Source organism: Amycolatopsis sp. cg13 (assembly GCF_041346965.1).
Lineage (GTDB): Bacteria > Actinomycetota > Actinomycetes > Mycobacteriales > Pseudonocardiaceae > Amycolatopsis.
In genome coordinates, this window is the sequence record NZ_CP166848.1 from 346,766 (window position 1) to 361,605 (window position 14,840).

Sequence of the window (14,840 nt, forward strand, 5' to 3'; positions counted from 1 at the left end):
GCCGGTGAGAACAGGCGCTCACAAGGACTCGATCGTGGCAGTCCCAGTGTTGACGAACGGATGCGTGGCACTCACGGTGATCGTGCCGGGAGTGCCGCGCATCGACCGGACCCATACCGCCGCCGCGCCGCCGACCGCGCCGAAATCCAGGTAAGGGTCGCCGATCAGCACGCCGGGGCCCTTCACCGCGACGGCCAGCACCCCGTGGGCGTGCGGGCGCGGCGCGCCGTAGCGGTCGAGCAAGCGCAGCGCGACCCGGGTGGTGTCCGCGCCGTCGGCGATGATCTGGTCGTCGTCGGCGGTCACCGCGATGGTGTCGAACGTCGGGTCCGCGCTGAATCGCCTGCGCAGCACCGTTTGCCCGCCGATCCGGCCCTCGACGGTCAGCTCCGGGCGCGTCCTGCCGTTCACCCGCAGATCCACCGGGAACGGCGGATGCGCCAGGTGCGGGAACCGCGCGCGATCCGGCCGCACGGTGACCGGGCGTTTGCCCGCGACGGTCACCACCAGCACCTCGCAGTTCGACCAGATGATCGCGTCGCGGCCCGGTCCGCCGGGCGGTGAGCCGGGGCCGAAATCCCAGTAGAAAGCCGGTTCGATCACCGCGCCGCGGGACGGATCGCGTTGGGCGCGGTAGAAAGCCGCGCCCAGTTTGGGGATGCGGAAGAAGTCCATCACGCCGGGGTACTTCACGCCGCGATAGTGGTGGTACCAGCCGGAAGGGTAGTCGAAACCGCACCAGCCGAGCAGGCCGCTGTAGCGCGGATCGGACGCGGCGTGGTCGTGCACCCAAGCGTGCAGCATGCTCTGTTCCCGTTGCACGGCAAGGGTATCCGTTCGCCGGAAGTACGCCGAGCCGACGAGGGTGCCGATCGCTTCGCTGACCAGGTAGGGAACTCCGCGGCGCGGCGGGCGCAGCGGGGGAGGAGAACCGGGCGGGTGCGGGCGGCTGTAGTCGTTGAAGGAGAACACCCCGCCCGCCGCTTTCACCGGGTACAGCGCCGAAACGTAGCCTCGCTCGCCCGCGACGGCGCCGGTGCACGGGCGCATCGGGTCGAGTTCCGCGGCGAGCTGATCGGTCCTCCCGTACAGCGCGTATTGGCCGAGCGTCTCGTTCACCCGGGTGCCCCACACGATGATCGACGGATGGTTGCGGTCGCGCACGATCATGTCGTGCACGTCGCGCACCGCCAGCTCCTGCCACGCGGTGTCGCCGACGTGGTCCCAGCCCGGCAGTTCCTCCCACACCAGGATGCCTAATTCGTCGCAGGCATCGAGAAACGCCGTAGCCTGCGGATAATGCGAGCAGCGCACCATGGTGCAGTTCAGCTCGTCCTTCAACAGCTGAGCATCCCGGCGCTGTACCCGGTCCGGCATCGCGCCGCCGACGAACGGGTACCACTGGTGCCGGTTGAGGCCGAACAGCTTGAGCGGCTTCCCGTTCAGCCGGAAACCGTCCACAGTGAACTGAGCGTCGCGCAGCCCGGTGCGCACCGGATACGTGTGCACTTTCCGGCCGTCGACGGCGAGCGTGACGAGGATGTCGCACAACGCCGGATCGTCCAGATCCCACAGCTGCACCGCTTCCAGGCCTTGCAGCGACACGGTGACCTCGGTGTTGCCCTTCGGCAGCCCGGTGAGATCGGTATAGGACGACGCCACCTCGGCGCCGTGCTGGCTGAGCACGGCGGTGACTCGAACCGGGCCTTTGACCGCCTTCGCCGAGTCCACCGTGCAGTGCAGCAAGACCTCGCGATTCGGCGTCAGCACGGCGATCTGCTGCGCGTACACATCGGACAGATAGGTCTGCGGCACGCCAGTGAGCTGGACGTCGCGATACAGCCCGGCCGGTTGATAGAAGTCGATGGCCGTCGGGTTCGGGAACTCCGGCAGGTCCGGCGGAGTGTTCTGCTGCCAGCGGCCGTCGACGACCACCGCGAGCACGTTGTCCTTCTCGGTCAGCAGGCCGGTGACCTCGCAGCGCAGCGGCAGGTAACCGCCGCTGCGCATGGCGACGCGGCGGCCGTTGAGATACACCGTCGCGGCGCTGAGCACCCCGTCGAACTGCAGGAACGCCCGGTTGCGGCGAAGCTGCGCGGGCGCGAGGAAATGCTGCCGGTACACCCAGACGTGCTGCCAGTCAGAGGGATCCCAATCCTGCCAGGACAGCGGAACGACGCAGTGCGGCACCGAGACCAGCGCCATCTCGCTGTCGTCGAAGTCCGGATCCGTGCTGCCGGGCACGAACGGGCCGAACAGCCAGTCCGCGCCGAACCCGTCCCGCGCCACCGGGGGCGCGGGACGGGAAAGCGCGGCGGCGAGCGCGCCCGAACCGGCGATCGCCGCACCGGCCCCCAGCAGGAAACTTCGCCGGGGGTGCGCGGCGAGCCAGCGGGCCCGCCGGGAAGGCTCGCCCGTCATCCCCGCCGGCGGGCAGTTCCGGGGCGGGGCGCGGACGAGCCCCCGGAAAGCGTCGCTGCCTGCATGGCGCGAGCTTACTTCCGCGCTTGTTCAGCAGAGGTCAGCTGTTCAGGCGAGGTCGGCGAGCCGGTCGACCTGGTCGGGATCGCTGCCGTAGCAGTACAGCATCACCTCGTCCGCGCCGAGATCGCGGTACGCGCGGATCGCGGTCCGGATGTCGTCGGGCGCGGTGAGCATGCCGCTCACCATCTGCTCGGCCATTCCGGTGAATTCGTAGTACGCGTGCATGGCCGCTTTGGCTTCGTCCACGAGGGAATCCGGGCCGAGCGCGACGTTCACCTGCGCGACCAGCCGCGGCTCGCCCTTGCGACCGGCCTCCTGCCAGTCGCGGCGCACGGTGTCGAAGAGCCCGCCCGCCCACGACGGCGGAGCGGCGGCGAGCAGGCCGTCGCCCCAGCGGGCGACGCGGGCCAGCGCCTTGGGTTTGAACGCGCCGATCAGGATTTCCGGACCGCCTTCGCGAGCCGGGGCGGGGCCGATCGGACCGGCTTCGGCGCTGTGCGGTTCGCCGGACCACAGCCGGCACAGGTCGGCGAGCTGCTGGTCGAAGCGGCGGCCGCGGTCGCGCAGCGGGGTGCCGGCGACGTGGTGGTCGTCCTCCCGGCCGCCGACGCCGAGGCCGAGCACGAACCGGCCGCCGCTCATCAGGTCGAGCGTGGCGGCCTGCTTGGCGAGCAGCGCCGTCTCGCGCAGCGGAGCGAGCAGGACCTCGGTCTGCAGCCGGACGCGGGTGGTCGTGCCGGCCAGCACCGCGAGCGCGGTGAGCGGTTCGGGATTGTGGTAGACGAGCCGGTCGAGCAGCCCGAGCGTGCTGAACGGGCCGGCGTCCGCGCGCCGCGCCCACTCGAGCAGGGCGGCGGGATCGCTGACGGGCAGGCCAATGCCGATGGACATCGGAGAACCTCCGGGTAAACGGGTCGACAACAACAGGGTTGCCGCCCGCTCCTGGACCTGGGTGATGTCAGGCTGGCCGGTCCGTTCTGCGGCGTACTTCTCAGGACCGTTCCATCAGAGTGATCGAAGCCTATCCGGCCGCCGTCGCGTCGGGCAACGAGGTTTCCAGCACGGCCAGCAGTTCGGTGAGCGCGGGGCCGAGCGGCAGGTCGGCGCGGACGGTCGCGTGCTCGTCGCCGCGGGTCTGGCCGCGGTTGACGATCACGACGGGCTTGCCGGATTTCGCGGCCCGCCGGACGAACCGCAAGCCGGACATGACCGTGAGCGAAGAACCCAGCACCAGCACCGCGGACGCCTCGTCGACCAGCCGGTAGCACCGCTCCACGCGGGCGCGCGGCACGTTCTCGCCGAAGAACACCACGTCCGGTTTCAGCACGCCGGAGCAGCTCGTGCAGGGCACGGTGCGGAAGGTGCGGACGACGTCCTCGGCCAGTTCGACGTCACCGTCCGGGTTGATCCGCGTTGCCACGGCGCCGAAATCCGGGTTCGCCGCCCGCAGCCGGTCGTCGAGCTCCTCGCGCGCGGAGGTTCGGCGGCAGTCGAGGCAGACGACGCGGTCGAGGTTGCCGTGCAGTTCGACCACGCCCGGCGTGCCGGCCGCGCGGTGCAGGCCGTCGACGTTCTGCGTGATGACGCCCGACAGCCAGCCGCCCGCCCGCAGCGCGGAAACGGCGTGGTGCCCGTCGTTCGGCGCGGCCCGCGCGATAGTGCGCCAGCCGAGGTGGCTGCGCGCCCAGTACCGCTGGCGGCCCGCCTCGCTGGCGACGAATTCGCCGTACGTCATGGGCGTGTGCCGGCGAAGGCTGCCAGTTTCGCCGCGGTAGTCAGGAATGCCGGATTCGGTGGAAAGCCCCGCGCCGCTCAGCACGAGCACTCGCCGCCCGGAGACGACCTCGGCCACGTCGGCGACCGTGCCCGTGCGCGGCAAAGGTTCTCCAGGTCCGGCCCAGGTCAGCGTCGGTCGCGTGCGCACGCCGCCAGTCTAATCTCCACCCGGTCGGGGAAAGGGCGATTGGTTTCCCGCCGGCTTGGGTACCAAAGCCACCATGTGGTTCGCGCTGGCTACGCCCGTGGTCGTGATGGTCGCCGCCGTGCTGATGGAATCCGTGGAGCGATATTGCGTGCGGACTCCCAACGGGACGGTCCGGCGGCCGGTCGAACGGGCGGCGCTGCGGGAAGCGTCGATGCCGGTCGTAGCCGTCGGGGCGGCTCGGCTCAGGCAGCGGACCGCCTGAGGCGCCTGCAGGCCGGAGGGGCCGGTGTTCTTGGGAGGAACACCGACCCTCCAGCCGGTGGGCGAGGCCCGCGCTCTCCCCGTCGGGGTGGGAGAGCGCGGGTCCTTCTCCTGTCTGGGCCGGTGAAGGAATCCGCAGGTGAGGATCCTGATCACGCTGCCCATCGCTCTGTTCCGACGCGTGGTTCTCAGCGGTAAACCGCGTGTAGGCCGTGCCGCCGCCGGCCATCAGGAACGCGGCCTCCTCGCCCGGCAAGGGGACGTTCAATCAGCCACGCTGCACAACGGCTGTCATTGCGGTTGATCAAGCAGCATGCCGACGGAAAGCTCGATGTGGCCTATAACTTCCGCTCGTAGCCCGGAGCGCCTCCGTATCCCGGGTGGGAGAGCGCGGACCCTTCTCGGTTCTGGGCCGGTGAGGGGTCGCCCCGGCGGGCTTCCCGGACAATACGGACACGTACGCTGCGGCGCGTGAACATCGAATTGCTGTGGCTGATCGTCGCGCTGCTGATCCTCGGAATCGTGCTGAGCACGGGCTGGGGTTCGAGCACGCGATCGCTCGAGCGCCGGATGACCCGGCTGGAGCGCAAGCTCGATCTCGTGCTCGACCACCTCGGCGTCGCGGAACCGGGCGGTGATCTCGCCCGCGAACTGGAGCCGTTGCTGCGCGAGGGCAAGACGATCGCCGCGATCAAGCGCTACCGCGAAGTCACCGGAGCCAGCCTGAAGGAAGCCAAGGACGCCGTGGACCGGATGGGCCACGGCGCCCGCTGACCTTCTCTACCGGGCGGCGTCCTTGGTGAGCTGCCGGTACCAGTCGTCGTACGGGTGGTTGGTGGCCGGGTAGTTGACCAGCGGATCGGTGGCGAGGCCCGCGTTGTCGAAGTCCCAGCCGCGGACCACGTGGCCGCTCCTGCGCGCGGCGATCAGGAATGCCGATTCCTTCGCCGGAGCACCGTAGAACAGCCCGTCCTGGAGTTCGGCCGGGTCGCCCTGCTGGTATTCGTCGAACGCGACCTGCTGGTACTGCACGCGGCCGCGGGTGACGAGATCCGTGGAGTAGCGCAGGGTTTGCGCCGGCGTGGACCCGTCGGCGCCGGTGGTGACAGAGATTCGCCCCGCGTTTGCCTTGTCGTAACGCGGATCGGACGTCTTCGCGTTGCCGGTCCAAGTCACGGTGTCGCCGGAGAGCGTGCCGCGCCACTGCCAGTTCTGGTTGTTCGCCTGGCTGCGGTGGATTTCGCGGACGACGCCGCTGCCGGTGAACGCCACCGTCGGCAGCACCCCGTTGTCGTACTGATGGCTCGCCGACCAGCTGATTTCGCCGTCCGCACCAAGTTGTCCGGTGTGGTACCAGAGGGTGGTGGCGCTCTGCGACTGGTGCACCTCGACGATCCGGCCGGAGTCGTCGAGCGCGACCGCGGGCGTCTGGCCGCTGTCGTAACGGCCGTGGCGTTGCCAGGCGACGCGTCCGTCGGCGCCGAGTTGCCCGGTCCAGTACCAGAGCGCGCCGCCGCCGGAATCGTGCACCTCGACGACCTGGCCGCGGCTGTTGACCGCGACCGCCGGGTGGTACCCGACATCCCGCCGATACGCGGCGCGCGTGCCGCCGTCGCCCGAGAGCAGCGGAAGCACCTTGCCGCGCAAGGAATCCGTGGTCGCGCCGGTGCGGTAGGCAGCGGGGGAGAGCAGTCGCGGGCCGAACGCGGCGCTCAGTTCGGCGTTGACCGCGGCCAGGTTTCCGGCGGCGAACGAGTCGTTGTCGGTGAGGTCGTCCTTCAGATCGAGCATGACGACGATCGGCGCCGCGTCCGGGTGCGCGGCGGACCAGGTGTTCACCACGGCGAGCCAGTCGCGGAGGTTGTCGGACGCCGGGTTGCCCGCGTGGTCGACGAGGTCGCCGGGCGCGCTGTGGCCGATGCCGTAGTCGTGGCGGGTGGCGTAGCCGTTGTCGTGGACGTCGAATTCGATGAACCGGACGCCCTGGTCGAGCTGGTAGGAGATGGCTCCCTTCGCGCCGTCGACGTTGCCGGAGTAGCTGTTGTGCGTCGCGGCGAAGATCGTGTCGGAGAAGGGCTGCGCGGCGTTCGCGGGCGCGGTGCCGAGCGCGGTGACAGCCGCGGTCGTGAGCGCGATCGTGCGTAAACGGTGCATTCGGACCCCCAGGTCGGCTGGACAACCGGCGAAATACTGGCGATCTTGGCAGAGATTCATGGCATCTTCTCCTGATGCGGGAAAACGACGAGGAAACGTTCGCCGAGCACGTGGCCGAGCTGCTGTCCGGTTTGCCCGGCGTCGAGGCGGTGGCGCTGGGCGGATCGCGGGCGCGCGGAACCCACCGCCCGGACAGCGACTGGGACTACGCGGTGTACTACCGCGGCACGTTCGACCCGGACGACCTGCGCGCGCTCGACCTGCCGGGCGAGGTGTCCGGCCTGGGCGAATGGGGCGGCGGGGTCTTCAACGGCGGTGCGTGGCTGACCGTGCAGGGGCAGCCGGTGGACGTGCACTACCGCGATCTGGACGTGGTCGAGCACGAACTGGCCGAGGCGGAGAAGGGGCGGTTCCACTGGGAGCCGCTGGCGTTCCACCTGGCCGGGATCCCGAGTTACCTGGTGGTGGCGGAGCTGGCGCTGAACCGGGTGGTGCGCGGGGAACTGCCGCGTCCGGAGTATCCGGAACTGTTGCGGGAGAACGCACCCAAGTTCTGGCGCGCTTCGGCGGCGCGGACTTTGGAGTACGCGAAGACGGCGTACGTGCGGCACGGGCGGGTCGCGGAGACCGCGGCTTCGGTTGGGGTGGCGGCGATGCAGGCCGGGCACGCGGTGCTGGCCGCGCGAGGGGAGTGGGTGACGAACGAGAAAACCCTGCTGGAACGGGCGGGGCTGCGCGGGCTCGACGACGTGGTGGCCGGGATGGGGCACGACCTGGCGGGGGCGTTCGCCACGGCTTGCGCGCTGATCGGCCAGGCGGCCGGAGCCGAGTAGTGCGGAATCCTTACGGCGCAATAGTTTCCGCGTAGGAAACCTCGCCGGGCGGCATAGATCCGTTTCATTCCGCCGTTTTCGGGTATATGACTTCGGCACGGCCGCAGCCGCCACGCCGTGGCGAGTCGCGCGTGCTGAACGGAGGAACGCCCTATGCCAAAGTCCGAGCCGATCGCGAAGAATCCGGACAAGGGATACGTAGCGCTGCTCGGCTGGTCGCTCAACGCGGTCGAGGCGCTCGACCGATTCGACCGGCGCTACGTCGTGGTCGCCCCGGACTGGGCGGAGAAGTACTGCGCCGAACACGACATCCCGTACCTGTCGTGGAATTTCGAGCGGCTCAACGACCGGTCGATGGAGATCGCCGAGATCCTGCAGCAGGAAGGCGTCGACGTCGCGATCCCGCTGTTCGAGGAGACCGTCGAGTGGGCCGGGGCGATCAACTCGGTGCTGATGGACAACCCGCGCCTGTTCGGGCAGGCCATGCTGCTGCGGGACAAGGCGCTGATGAAGCGGCGCGCGCAGCTCGGCGGCATCCGGGTGGGGATCTTCGAGGAGGCGCACGACCGCGACGACGTGGTCCGGTTCCTCAAGCGGGTCAACCAGACGCTGCTCAAGCTCGACGGCGACCCGAACGACCCCATCCACCTCAAGGCGTTCGACAAGGCGGGCTGCCTCGGGCACCGCGTCATCCGCACCCCGGACGAGATCGACTCGATCCCGGACGAGGAGTTCCCGGTCCTGATGGAGTCGCATCTCGACGGCTGGGAGTTCGCCGTCGAGGCGTGGATCCACGGCGGCAAGGTCAAGTTCCTGAACATCTCGGAGTACGTCACGCTCGGGTACTCGGTGTTCGTCCCGGCGACCCCGGAGCTGGAGCGCTACCGGCCGCAGATCACCGCGCAGATCGAGAAGCTCGTCAAGACCTTCGACATCGAGTTCGGCTTCGTGCACCCGGAGTACTTCGTCACCAGCGACGGCGAGATGTACTTCGGCGAGGTCGCCTACCGGCCGCCGGGCTTCAAGGTCTTCGAACTGCTCGAACGGGCCTACGGCTTCAACGCCTACCAGGCGCTGGTCCTGTCCTTCGACCCGAAGACGACCGAGGAGGAGATCGACGCCTTCTTCCCGAGGGAGGTCGTGGACGCGACCGGCGTCGCCGGCTGCTTCGGCGTTTACCCGCGCCGCCGCGTGGTAAGCGAGCTGAAGATCCCGCAGCAGACCGAGGACGACGACTACTACGAGTCACACGACCTGAGCGCGCCGCTGGAAGAGACGGTGACGAAGAGGACCGCGTTCGGCACGCACTGGGGTCTGCTGTACTTCTTCGGGGACGATGCCTACCGGATGCGCGACCTGCTGAAGGAGCAGGAAGAACTGGACTTCTACGTCTGACCCCTCAGACGAGTCCGCCACCCCGACCGAAGGACGCATTTGAAGCCGAACGCCGACGTCACCGGCACGACTGCGACGCTGGCCAAACGCGTGGCCGCGCTCGACGACGCGGTTGCGGCCATGGCCGCAACCCGCGACTTCGGCAAGCACACGAAGCTGCGGCGGGTGCTGGAGGCGCTGCGGCGGGTCCTGCTCCAGCCGGACGGCGCGGCGGCGGTCCGGGCGAGGGCGCGGGAGATCGAGGAGGCCGGGGTCTTCCAGGACACCGACTGGGACACCCCGGAGATCCTCATCCCCGCGCTGGTCGGGCCCGGCCTGCACAGCGAGAACACCGACACCGTGGTCATCGAGGCGACCAGCGAGCTGCGGATGCTCGCGGTCGCGTGCGGCGACTACGAGCATCCGACGCTGCCGGCCGAGGACGCCCGCGTCTTCCTGTCGCAGGTGCTCGGGGCGAACCTGGAGCTGCTGTTCACCCCGCCCAGCGAGGCCGAGCGGACCAGGCAGGGCCGGACCGCGCAGCTGATCCGGGACCTGCTGCGGTATCTCGCCGACCAGATCGGCTACGACAGCATCCTGGACAAGGTCGTCGAGGAGATCTGGCGGATCCTGCGCCAGCGCCCGATCCAGGTCGACCAGGTCCGCTCGCTGATCACCCGGATCTCGATCTACCGCGGCGACCCGGACGTCGACCTGGGCGGTTCGTCGGTGCAGGGGCTCGACCGGCTCATCACCAGCCTGTTCGGGACCACCGAGGCCTGCCGGGAGGACCCGGGCGTCGAGGTGTTCCGGTCCCGGCTGGAGGCGATGGACGCGGCGACGCTGCAGTACGAGGCGAACGGGTTCGCCCGGGCCATGCACGACACCGGCCTGGTGTCGCCGTACCACGCCGAGCTGCTGCGGTACCTGGCGCACGAGAGCGACTACCTCCTCGGCGAGGCGCTCGGGTTGTCCGACGTGGGCCGCAACTGCCTGATGCGCTACCACGACCTGGTCCACCGGCTGATCGAAGAGGCCGTGCACCCGCAGACCGCGCAGTGCGTCTACGGGCTCGCGCTGCTGCTCGACCGCGGCATCCTCTACGAGCCGCCGGTGGTGCCCGCGCTGTGGCGGCAGCTGGCGCTGGAGCTGTCCGCCGCCGCCCGGGAACGGCTGACGCTCGTGTTCGGCGACCAGCCGAGGCCCGAGGCGCGGCTGCTCGCGGGCGTGCTCTCGATGCTGGGCCAGCCGCTCGGCGTCGGGCAGGGCGACAACCCGACCTGCCAGTCGGCGCGCGCGTTGTCGATGTGGGCCTACAACGACCCGGACTACCTGCTGCAGGTCGTGGTGTGGGCGGCGCGCGACGACGAGGTCGTCATGCACTTCGAAGGACAGCCGGTCTCGTCGAAGGAAAGCGGCGCCGGGCTGTCCGCGGAGCTGCCCGCCGACCTGGACCCGGTGTCGTCGCTGGTCGTGCCGCATCTCGACCGGATCTACGCCGAGATGGGCCGCCGCTGCGCCGACCGTCCCGGCGACCCGCACCGCTGGGTCAACCCGGAGTTCCACGGCTGGTGGGCGTCGCGGGGATTCCGGATCAACGTCGACGTCGCCACCGGGAAACTGGTCGACCCCGAGGATTTCCTGCGGCAGTTCTACGCGAGCTACCACCCGGCCTACAACGGCGAGCAGCCGCTGATCCACCCGCAGCCGGCCGGGGTCGCGGTCACCGACAGCGCGGCCCGCTACGTCGGCTGGCACGCGATCACGATCCTGCGCGCGGCCCCGGACGCCGAGGACGTCATGCGGGTGTATTTCTACAACCCGAACAACGACAGCGGCCAGGACTGGGGCGACGGCGTCGTGGTCTCGACGGCGGGCAACGGCGAGCGGTTCGGCGAGGCTTCGCTGCCGTTCGAGCAGTTCGCGTCGCGGTTGTACATCTTCCATGTGGATCCTCGGGAGCACGGGTCGCCGGAGAAGGTGCCCGCGGAGGATGTCGGGCGGATTCTCGGGTACGTCGAGCGGAGCTGGGGTGCGGACCGGTTGCCCGCGGGGACGCTGCAGGCGGCGCCTCCGCAGTCCTGAGGCTGGTCAGCCGAGCGCGGCGTCGAGGGTCACCGCGGCGTCGATGAGCGCCAGGTGCGTGAAGGCCTGCGGGAAGTTGCCGAGCTGCTCGCCGGTCGGGGCGATTTCCTCGGCGTACAGGCCGACGTGGTTGGCGTAGGTCAGCATCTTCTCGAACGCGGTGCGGGCTTCCTCCAGCCGTCCGGCGCGGGTCAGCGCATCGACGTAATCGAAGCTGCACAACGAAAACGTGCCCTCGCCGCCGGCGAGCCCGTCCGGGGAAGCGACCGGGTCGTAGCGGTAGACCAGGCTGTCGGTGACCAGGTCGGCCTTGATCGCGTCGAGCGTCGAGAGCCACAGCGGGTCCTTCGCCGGGAGGAAACCGGTGCGGGGCATGCGAAGCAGGGCCGCGTCCAGTTCGTCGCCGGTGTCGTGCTGGACGAAGGCGTTGCGTGTGCGGTGCCAGCCCCGGCTGAGGATCTGGCTGTGGATGCTGTCGCGCTGCCAGGTCCAGTCCTCGACCGGGGCGGGGCGGCCGTGCGTGTCCGCCAGCCGAATGGCGCGGTCGAAGGCGACCCAGCTCATCAGCCGGCCGTAGGTGAAGCGTTTCCGGCCGCCGCGGGTTTCCCAGATGCCTTCCTCGGGCTGGTCCCAGTGGTCGCCGAGCCAGTCGAGCGCGGCGCGGAGCGCGGTCCAGCCTTGGTGCGGCAGTTCGAATCCCGCGCGGTCGGCGGCGAAGACGCTGTCGAGGGCTTCGCCGTAGATGTCGAGCTGCAGCTGCCCGGACGCGGCGTTGCCGATCCGGACCGGGCTCGACCCGCGGTGCCCGGACCAGTGCGCGAGGCGTTCCTCCCGCAGGTCCGACGTGCCGTCCACCCGGTACAGGACGGCGAGCGGCCCGCTGGCCCCGCCGTCGCCTTCGCGGATGCGGTCGCCGAGCCAGTTCCCGAAGCGGGCCGCCTCCTCGGCGAATCCCAGCGCCAGCAACGCCGAAACCGAGAACGACGCGTCGCGGACCCAGGTGTAGCGGTAGTCCCAGTTGCGTTCGCCGCCGAGCTGCTCGGGCAGCCCGAGGGTGGGCGCGGCGACCAGCCCGCCGGTCGGGGCGTAGGTGAGCAGTTTGAGGGTGATCGCCGAGCGGGCCACGATTTCCCGCCAGCGGCCGCGGTAAGCGGAGCGGGCGAGCCAGGTGCGCCACCAGTCCACTGTGGACTCGAAAAGCGCGGTGAACTCGGCGACGCCGATCTCTCGCGGCGGCGCGTCGGCTCCGGTCTCGAGCACGACCCCGCGGACTTCCCCCGCGTCCAGGGAGACCCGCAGATGCACGTCCTCGCCTTCGACGCGCGCCTCGGCGAGCTGCTCGTCGCCGGGCTCGCGGACCGCGTGCAGCACCAGTGACATCCCGGGCGCGGTGAACACGGCTCCGTTCTTGACGAGCATCGCCCGATGCGGACGTCTGCCATAGTCGAAGCGGGGCGCGACCAGCACGTCGAACGTCATCCGGCCGCGCACGCAGCGCACGAGCCGGGCGATCCGGTGCCGCTTGGCGGGGGCATCGCCGCACGGCGGCATGAAGTCGACGACCTCGCCGATCCCGTCCGGCCCGGAGAACCGGGTGATCAGCACCGCGGTGTCCGGGTGGTACATCTGCGAACTCGCGCAGGCGCCCGCCGGACGAATCCGGAACCGGCCGCCGCGTTCGTCGTCGAGCAGGGCGCCGAAGACCGACGCCGAATCGAACCGCGGCGCGCAGAACCAGTCGATCGACCCGTCGGTGGTCACCAGCGCGGCGGTCTGCAGGTCGCCGATCAGCGCGTGCTCGGCGATCGTGGTCTCGGTCATGGTTTCTCCCTCGGGGCAACGGGTTTCCTCGTCCGCACCGTCGCCGGAGCGGGCCCGGACCGCCTCATCCGCGCGGGGTGAGGTGGCCCGGCCGCCGCCGCGCCACCGTGTGCGGCACCCGAGCAGGAAGGCCCGCCGATGATCGTGCTGCCCCTCGCCCTCGCCCAATTCGTCGCGAGCTACGCGGCCACCACCATGACCGTCGCGGTCAGCGCCGTCGCCGCGGATCTCGGCACCACCGTGCTCGGCGTGCAGACTGCGATCACAGTGTTCACGCTGACCATGGCGTCGCTGATGGTGCCGGGCAGCAAACTGAGCGATCTGCTGGGCCGCAAGCGGTGTTTCCTCGCCGGACTCGGCGTTTACGGCACCGGCGCGCTGCTGGCTTCGCTCGCGCACGGGCCGGGGATGCTGATCGTCGGCTATTCGCTGCTGGAAGGGATCGGCTCGGCGCTGATGATCCCGCCGATCTACATCCTGGTCACCGTGACCAGTCCGGACCTGGCAGATCGCGCGCGAGCGCTGGGCGTGGTCAGCGGGGCGGGCGCGCTCGGCGCGGCGGCCGGTCCGCTGCTCGGCGGCCTGGTCACGACGTGGCTCGGCTGGCGTGCGTCGTTCCTGCTGCAGGTGCTGCTGGTCGGACTCATCGTCCTGCTGGCCCTGCGCGTCGCCGAACCGCCCGCTCCGCCCCGCGAGAAGCGATTCGACGTGGGCGGCGCGCTCCTTTCGGCAACCGGGCTGTTCTTCGTCGTTTTCGGTGTCCTGCAATCGGGTTCGTACGGCTGGTTCGTTTCCCGGGCGGACTTCGCTGTCGCGGGAGTCGTGCTGATTCCGGCGGGAAGCATCTCGCCGGTGTGGTTGTTCGCCGGAATCGGCGCGGTGCTTTTGGTCCTGTTCTTCGTGCACGTCCGCGCCCGGGAACGAGCCGGGCGGGATCCGTTGGTGCCGTCAGGGCTTTTCCGCGACCGGGTCACCGGACTCGGCTTGGCGACCCAGCACGTGCAATGGCTGGTTCTGCAGGGCTCGTTCTTCGTGGTGGCTGTTTTCCTGCAGGAGGTTCGCGGCTGCGACGCGATCGAAACCGGGTTGATGCTGACGCCCGCGACGATCGGCATCCTCGCCGCTTCGGCCGCCGCGGGCCGGATGGCTCGGCGGCACTCCCAGCGGTGGCTGATCCGCGTCGGCTTCGTCCTCGCCGTCGCCGGATTGGTCCTCGTGCTTGTGCTGGTGCGCGCCGATTCGGGTGTGGCGAGCGCGGTGCCCGGGCTGTTTCTGCTCGGCGCCGGCGTCGGGATCATGCTCACGGCTTCGGCGAACCTGGTGCAGTCCCGCTTCCCGGATTCGGCCCAGGGCGACATTTCCGGGGTGTCGCGCAGTGTGTCCAACCTCGGCTCGTCGGTCGGGACCGCGCTGGCCGGGTCCGTTCTGGCCGGGACTCCGCACCTCGGGGACCGGTCCTTCGCGCTCGCCCTCGCGACCTTGGCCGTCGTGGCGGCGACCGGGCTCGTCGCCGCGCTGTTCCTGCCTGCCCCGAAGTGATCGGTCCGGTCGGCGACGCCGCACCGCGGCCACGATCACCCGCAGCACCACGCCGAGCACGACCAGATCGGCGACCATCTGAAGGGTCACCAGCACCCGGGCGGTCGCGGAAACCGGGGCGATGTCGCCGAATCCGACCGAGCTGAACACCGTGACCGTGAAGTACAACGCGTCGGTGCGCGTCAGGCCCGTGCTGAAGGAACCGGGACGGTCGTGGCCGAGCACGTAGTAGCCGTCGGCGAACAGCAGCAGGAACAACGGGACCACGAGAGCCAGCGCCTGCACGCCCTGTCCGGCCGGGAACGGCGAGCGCAGGATCATCCGCACCTCGCCGACCACCAGCAGCACCACGAGAGCGAGCCCGG

General features: G+C 70.1%; 11 protein-coding genes and 1 pseudogene. 6 read left to right on the forward strand and 6 right to left on the reverse strand.

Going from position 1 to position 14,840, the window contains the following annotated elements:
- Positions 1–18: 18 nt before the first annotated feature.
- From AB5I40_RS01430 to AB5I40_RS01440, 3 genes are all read right to left on the reverse strand, one after another.
- Positions 19–2,421 (reverse strand): glycoside hydrolase family 2 protein, encoded by a 2,403-nt coding sequence (locus AB5I40_RS01430; RefSeq protein WP_370936585.1) that lies wholly within the window; start codon positions 2,419–2,421, stop codon positions 19–21.
- A 108-nt stretch (positions 2,422–2,529) separates the two neighbouring features.
- Positions 2,530–3,375 (reverse strand): LLM class flavin-dependent oxidoreductase, encoded by an 846-nt coding sequence (locus tag AB5I40_RS01435; protein WP_370936586.1) that lies wholly within the window; start codon positions 3,373–3,375, stop codon positions 2,530–2,532.
- 130 nt (positions 3,376–3,505) lie between these two features.
- Positions 3,506–4,408, reverse strand: a complete 903-nt coding sequence (locus AB5I40_RS01440) for an NAD-dependent protein deacetylase (protein ID WP_370936587.1) — start codon at positions 4,406–4,408, stop codon at positions 3,506–3,508.
- 73 nt (positions 4,409–4,481) lie between these two features.
- Here AB5I40_RS01440 and AB5I40_RS01445 point away from each other — a divergent pair, with 73 nt between their 5' ends.
- Positions 4,482–4,670, forward strand: a complete 189-nt coding sequence (locus AB5I40_RS01445) for a hypothetical protein (protein WP_370936588.1) — start codon at positions 4,482–4,484, stop codon at positions 4,668–4,670.
- A gap of 470 nt (positions 4,671–5,140) precedes the next feature.
- Positions 5,141–5,443, forward strand: a complete 303-nt coding sequence (locus AB5I40_RS01450) for a hypothetical protein (RefSeq protein ID WP_370936589.1) — start codon at positions 5,141–5,143, stop codon at positions 5,441–5,443.
- 6 nt (positions 5,444–5,449) lie between these two features.
- Here AB5I40_RS01450 and AB5I40_RS01455 read toward each other — a convergent pair whose 3' ends face one another.
- A complete protein-coding gene (locus AB5I40_RS01455; protein ID WP_370936590.1) occupies positions 5,450–6,823 on the reverse strand; it encodes a hypothetical protein in 1,374 nt (457 codons plus the stop codon).
- 74 nt (positions 6,824–6,897) lie between these two features.
- Here AB5I40_RS01455 and AB5I40_RS01460 point away from each other — a divergent pair, with 74 nt between their 5' ends.
- The 3 genes from AB5I40_RS01460 to AB5I40_RS01470 all read left to right on the forward strand — a co-directional run bounded on the left by AB5I40_RS01460 (position 6,898) and on the right by AB5I40_RS01470 (position 11,115).
- The gene (locus AB5I40_RS01460; RefSeq protein ID WP_370936591.1) at positions 6,898–7,656 is read left to right on the forward strand and encodes a nucleotidyltransferase domain-containing protein; all 759 of its coding nucleotides are present in this window, start codon (positions 6,898–6,900) and stop codon (positions 7,654–7,656) included.
- A 153-nt stretch (positions 7,657–7,809) separates the two neighbouring features.
- The gene (locus tag AB5I40_RS01465) at positions 7,810–9,051 is read left to right on the forward strand and encodes an acetyl-CoA carboxylase biotin carboxylase subunit family protein (RefSeq protein ID WP_370936592.1); all 1,242 of its coding nucleotides are present in this window, start codon (positions 7,810–7,812) and stop codon (positions 9,049–9,051) included.
- Between the two features lie 39 nt (positions 9,052–9,090).
- Positions 9,091–11,115: a hypothetical protein gene (locus tag AB5I40_RS01470; RefSeq protein ID WP_370936593.1), complete on the forward strand. Its 2,025-nt coding sequence runs from the start codon at positions 9,091–9,093 to the stop codon at positions 11,113–11,115.
- A 6-nt stretch (positions 11,116–11,121) separates the two neighbouring features.
- Here AB5I40_RS01470 and AB5I40_RS01475 read toward each other — a convergent pair whose 3' ends face one another.
- The gene (locus AB5I40_RS01475; protein WP_370936594.1) at positions 11,122–12,936 is read right to left on the reverse strand and encodes a glycoside hydrolase family 15 protein; all 1,815 of its coding nucleotides are present in this window, start codon (positions 12,934–12,936) and stop codon (positions 11,122–11,124) included.
- 138 nt (positions 12,937–13,074) lie between these two features.
- Here AB5I40_RS01475 and AB5I40_RS01480 point away from each other — a divergent pair, with 138 nt between their 5' ends.
- Positions 13,075–14,475 carry an MFS transporter gene (locus tag AB5I40_RS01480; protein ID WP_370936595.1) on the forward strand — a complete coding sequence of 467 codons (1,401 nt, stop codon included), beginning with the start codon at positions 13,075–13,077 and terminating at the stop codon, positions 14,473–14,475.
- Positions 14,476–14,553: 78 nt separating this feature from the next.
- Here AB5I40_RS01480 and AB5I40_RS01485 read toward each other — a convergent pair.
- Positions 14,554–14,796 (reverse strand): annotated as a pseudogene (locus tag AB5I40_RS01485) (ion channel); the annotation flags it as partial.
- Positions 14,797–14,840: the final 44 nt, after the last annotated feature.

What these genes read in the sequence shown, in the direction of transcription:
- AB5I40_RS01430 (WP_370936585.1), bottom strand. Translation starts at nt 2,421, where the DNA reads ATGACGGGCGAGCCTTCCCGGCGGGCCCGCTGGCTCGCCGCGCACCCC.
- AB5I40_RS01435 (WP_370936586.1), bottom strand. Translation starts at nt 3,375, where the DNA reads ATGTCCATCGGCATTGGCCTGCCCGTCAGCGATCCCGCCGCCCTGCTC.
- AB5I40_RS01445 (WP_370936588.1), top strand. Translation starts at nt 4,482, where the DNA reads ATGTGGTTCGCGCTGGCTACGCCCGTGGTCGTGATGGTCGCCGCCGTG.
- AB5I40_RS01455 (WP_370936590.1), bottom strand. Translation starts at nt 6,823, where the DNA reads ATGCACCGTTTACGCACGATCGCGCTCACGACCGCGGCTGTCACCGCG.
- AB5I40_RS01460 (WP_370936591.1), top strand. Translation starts at nt 6,898, where the DNA reads ATGCGGGAAAACGACGAGGAAACGTTCGCCGAGCACGTGGCCGAGCTG.
- AB5I40_RS01465 (WP_370936592.1), top strand. Translation starts at nt 7,810, where the DNA reads ATGCCAAAGTCCGAGCCGATCGCGAAGAATCCGGACAAGGGATACGTA.
- AB5I40_RS01475 (WP_370936594.1), bottom strand. Translation starts at nt 12,936, where the DNA reads ATGACCGAGACCACGATCGCCGAGCACGCGCTGATCGGCGACCTGCAG.
- AB5I40_RS01480 (WP_370936595.1), top strand. Translation starts at nt 13,075, where the DNA reads ATGATCGTGCTGCCCCTCGCCCTCGCCCAATTCGTCGCGAGCTACGCG.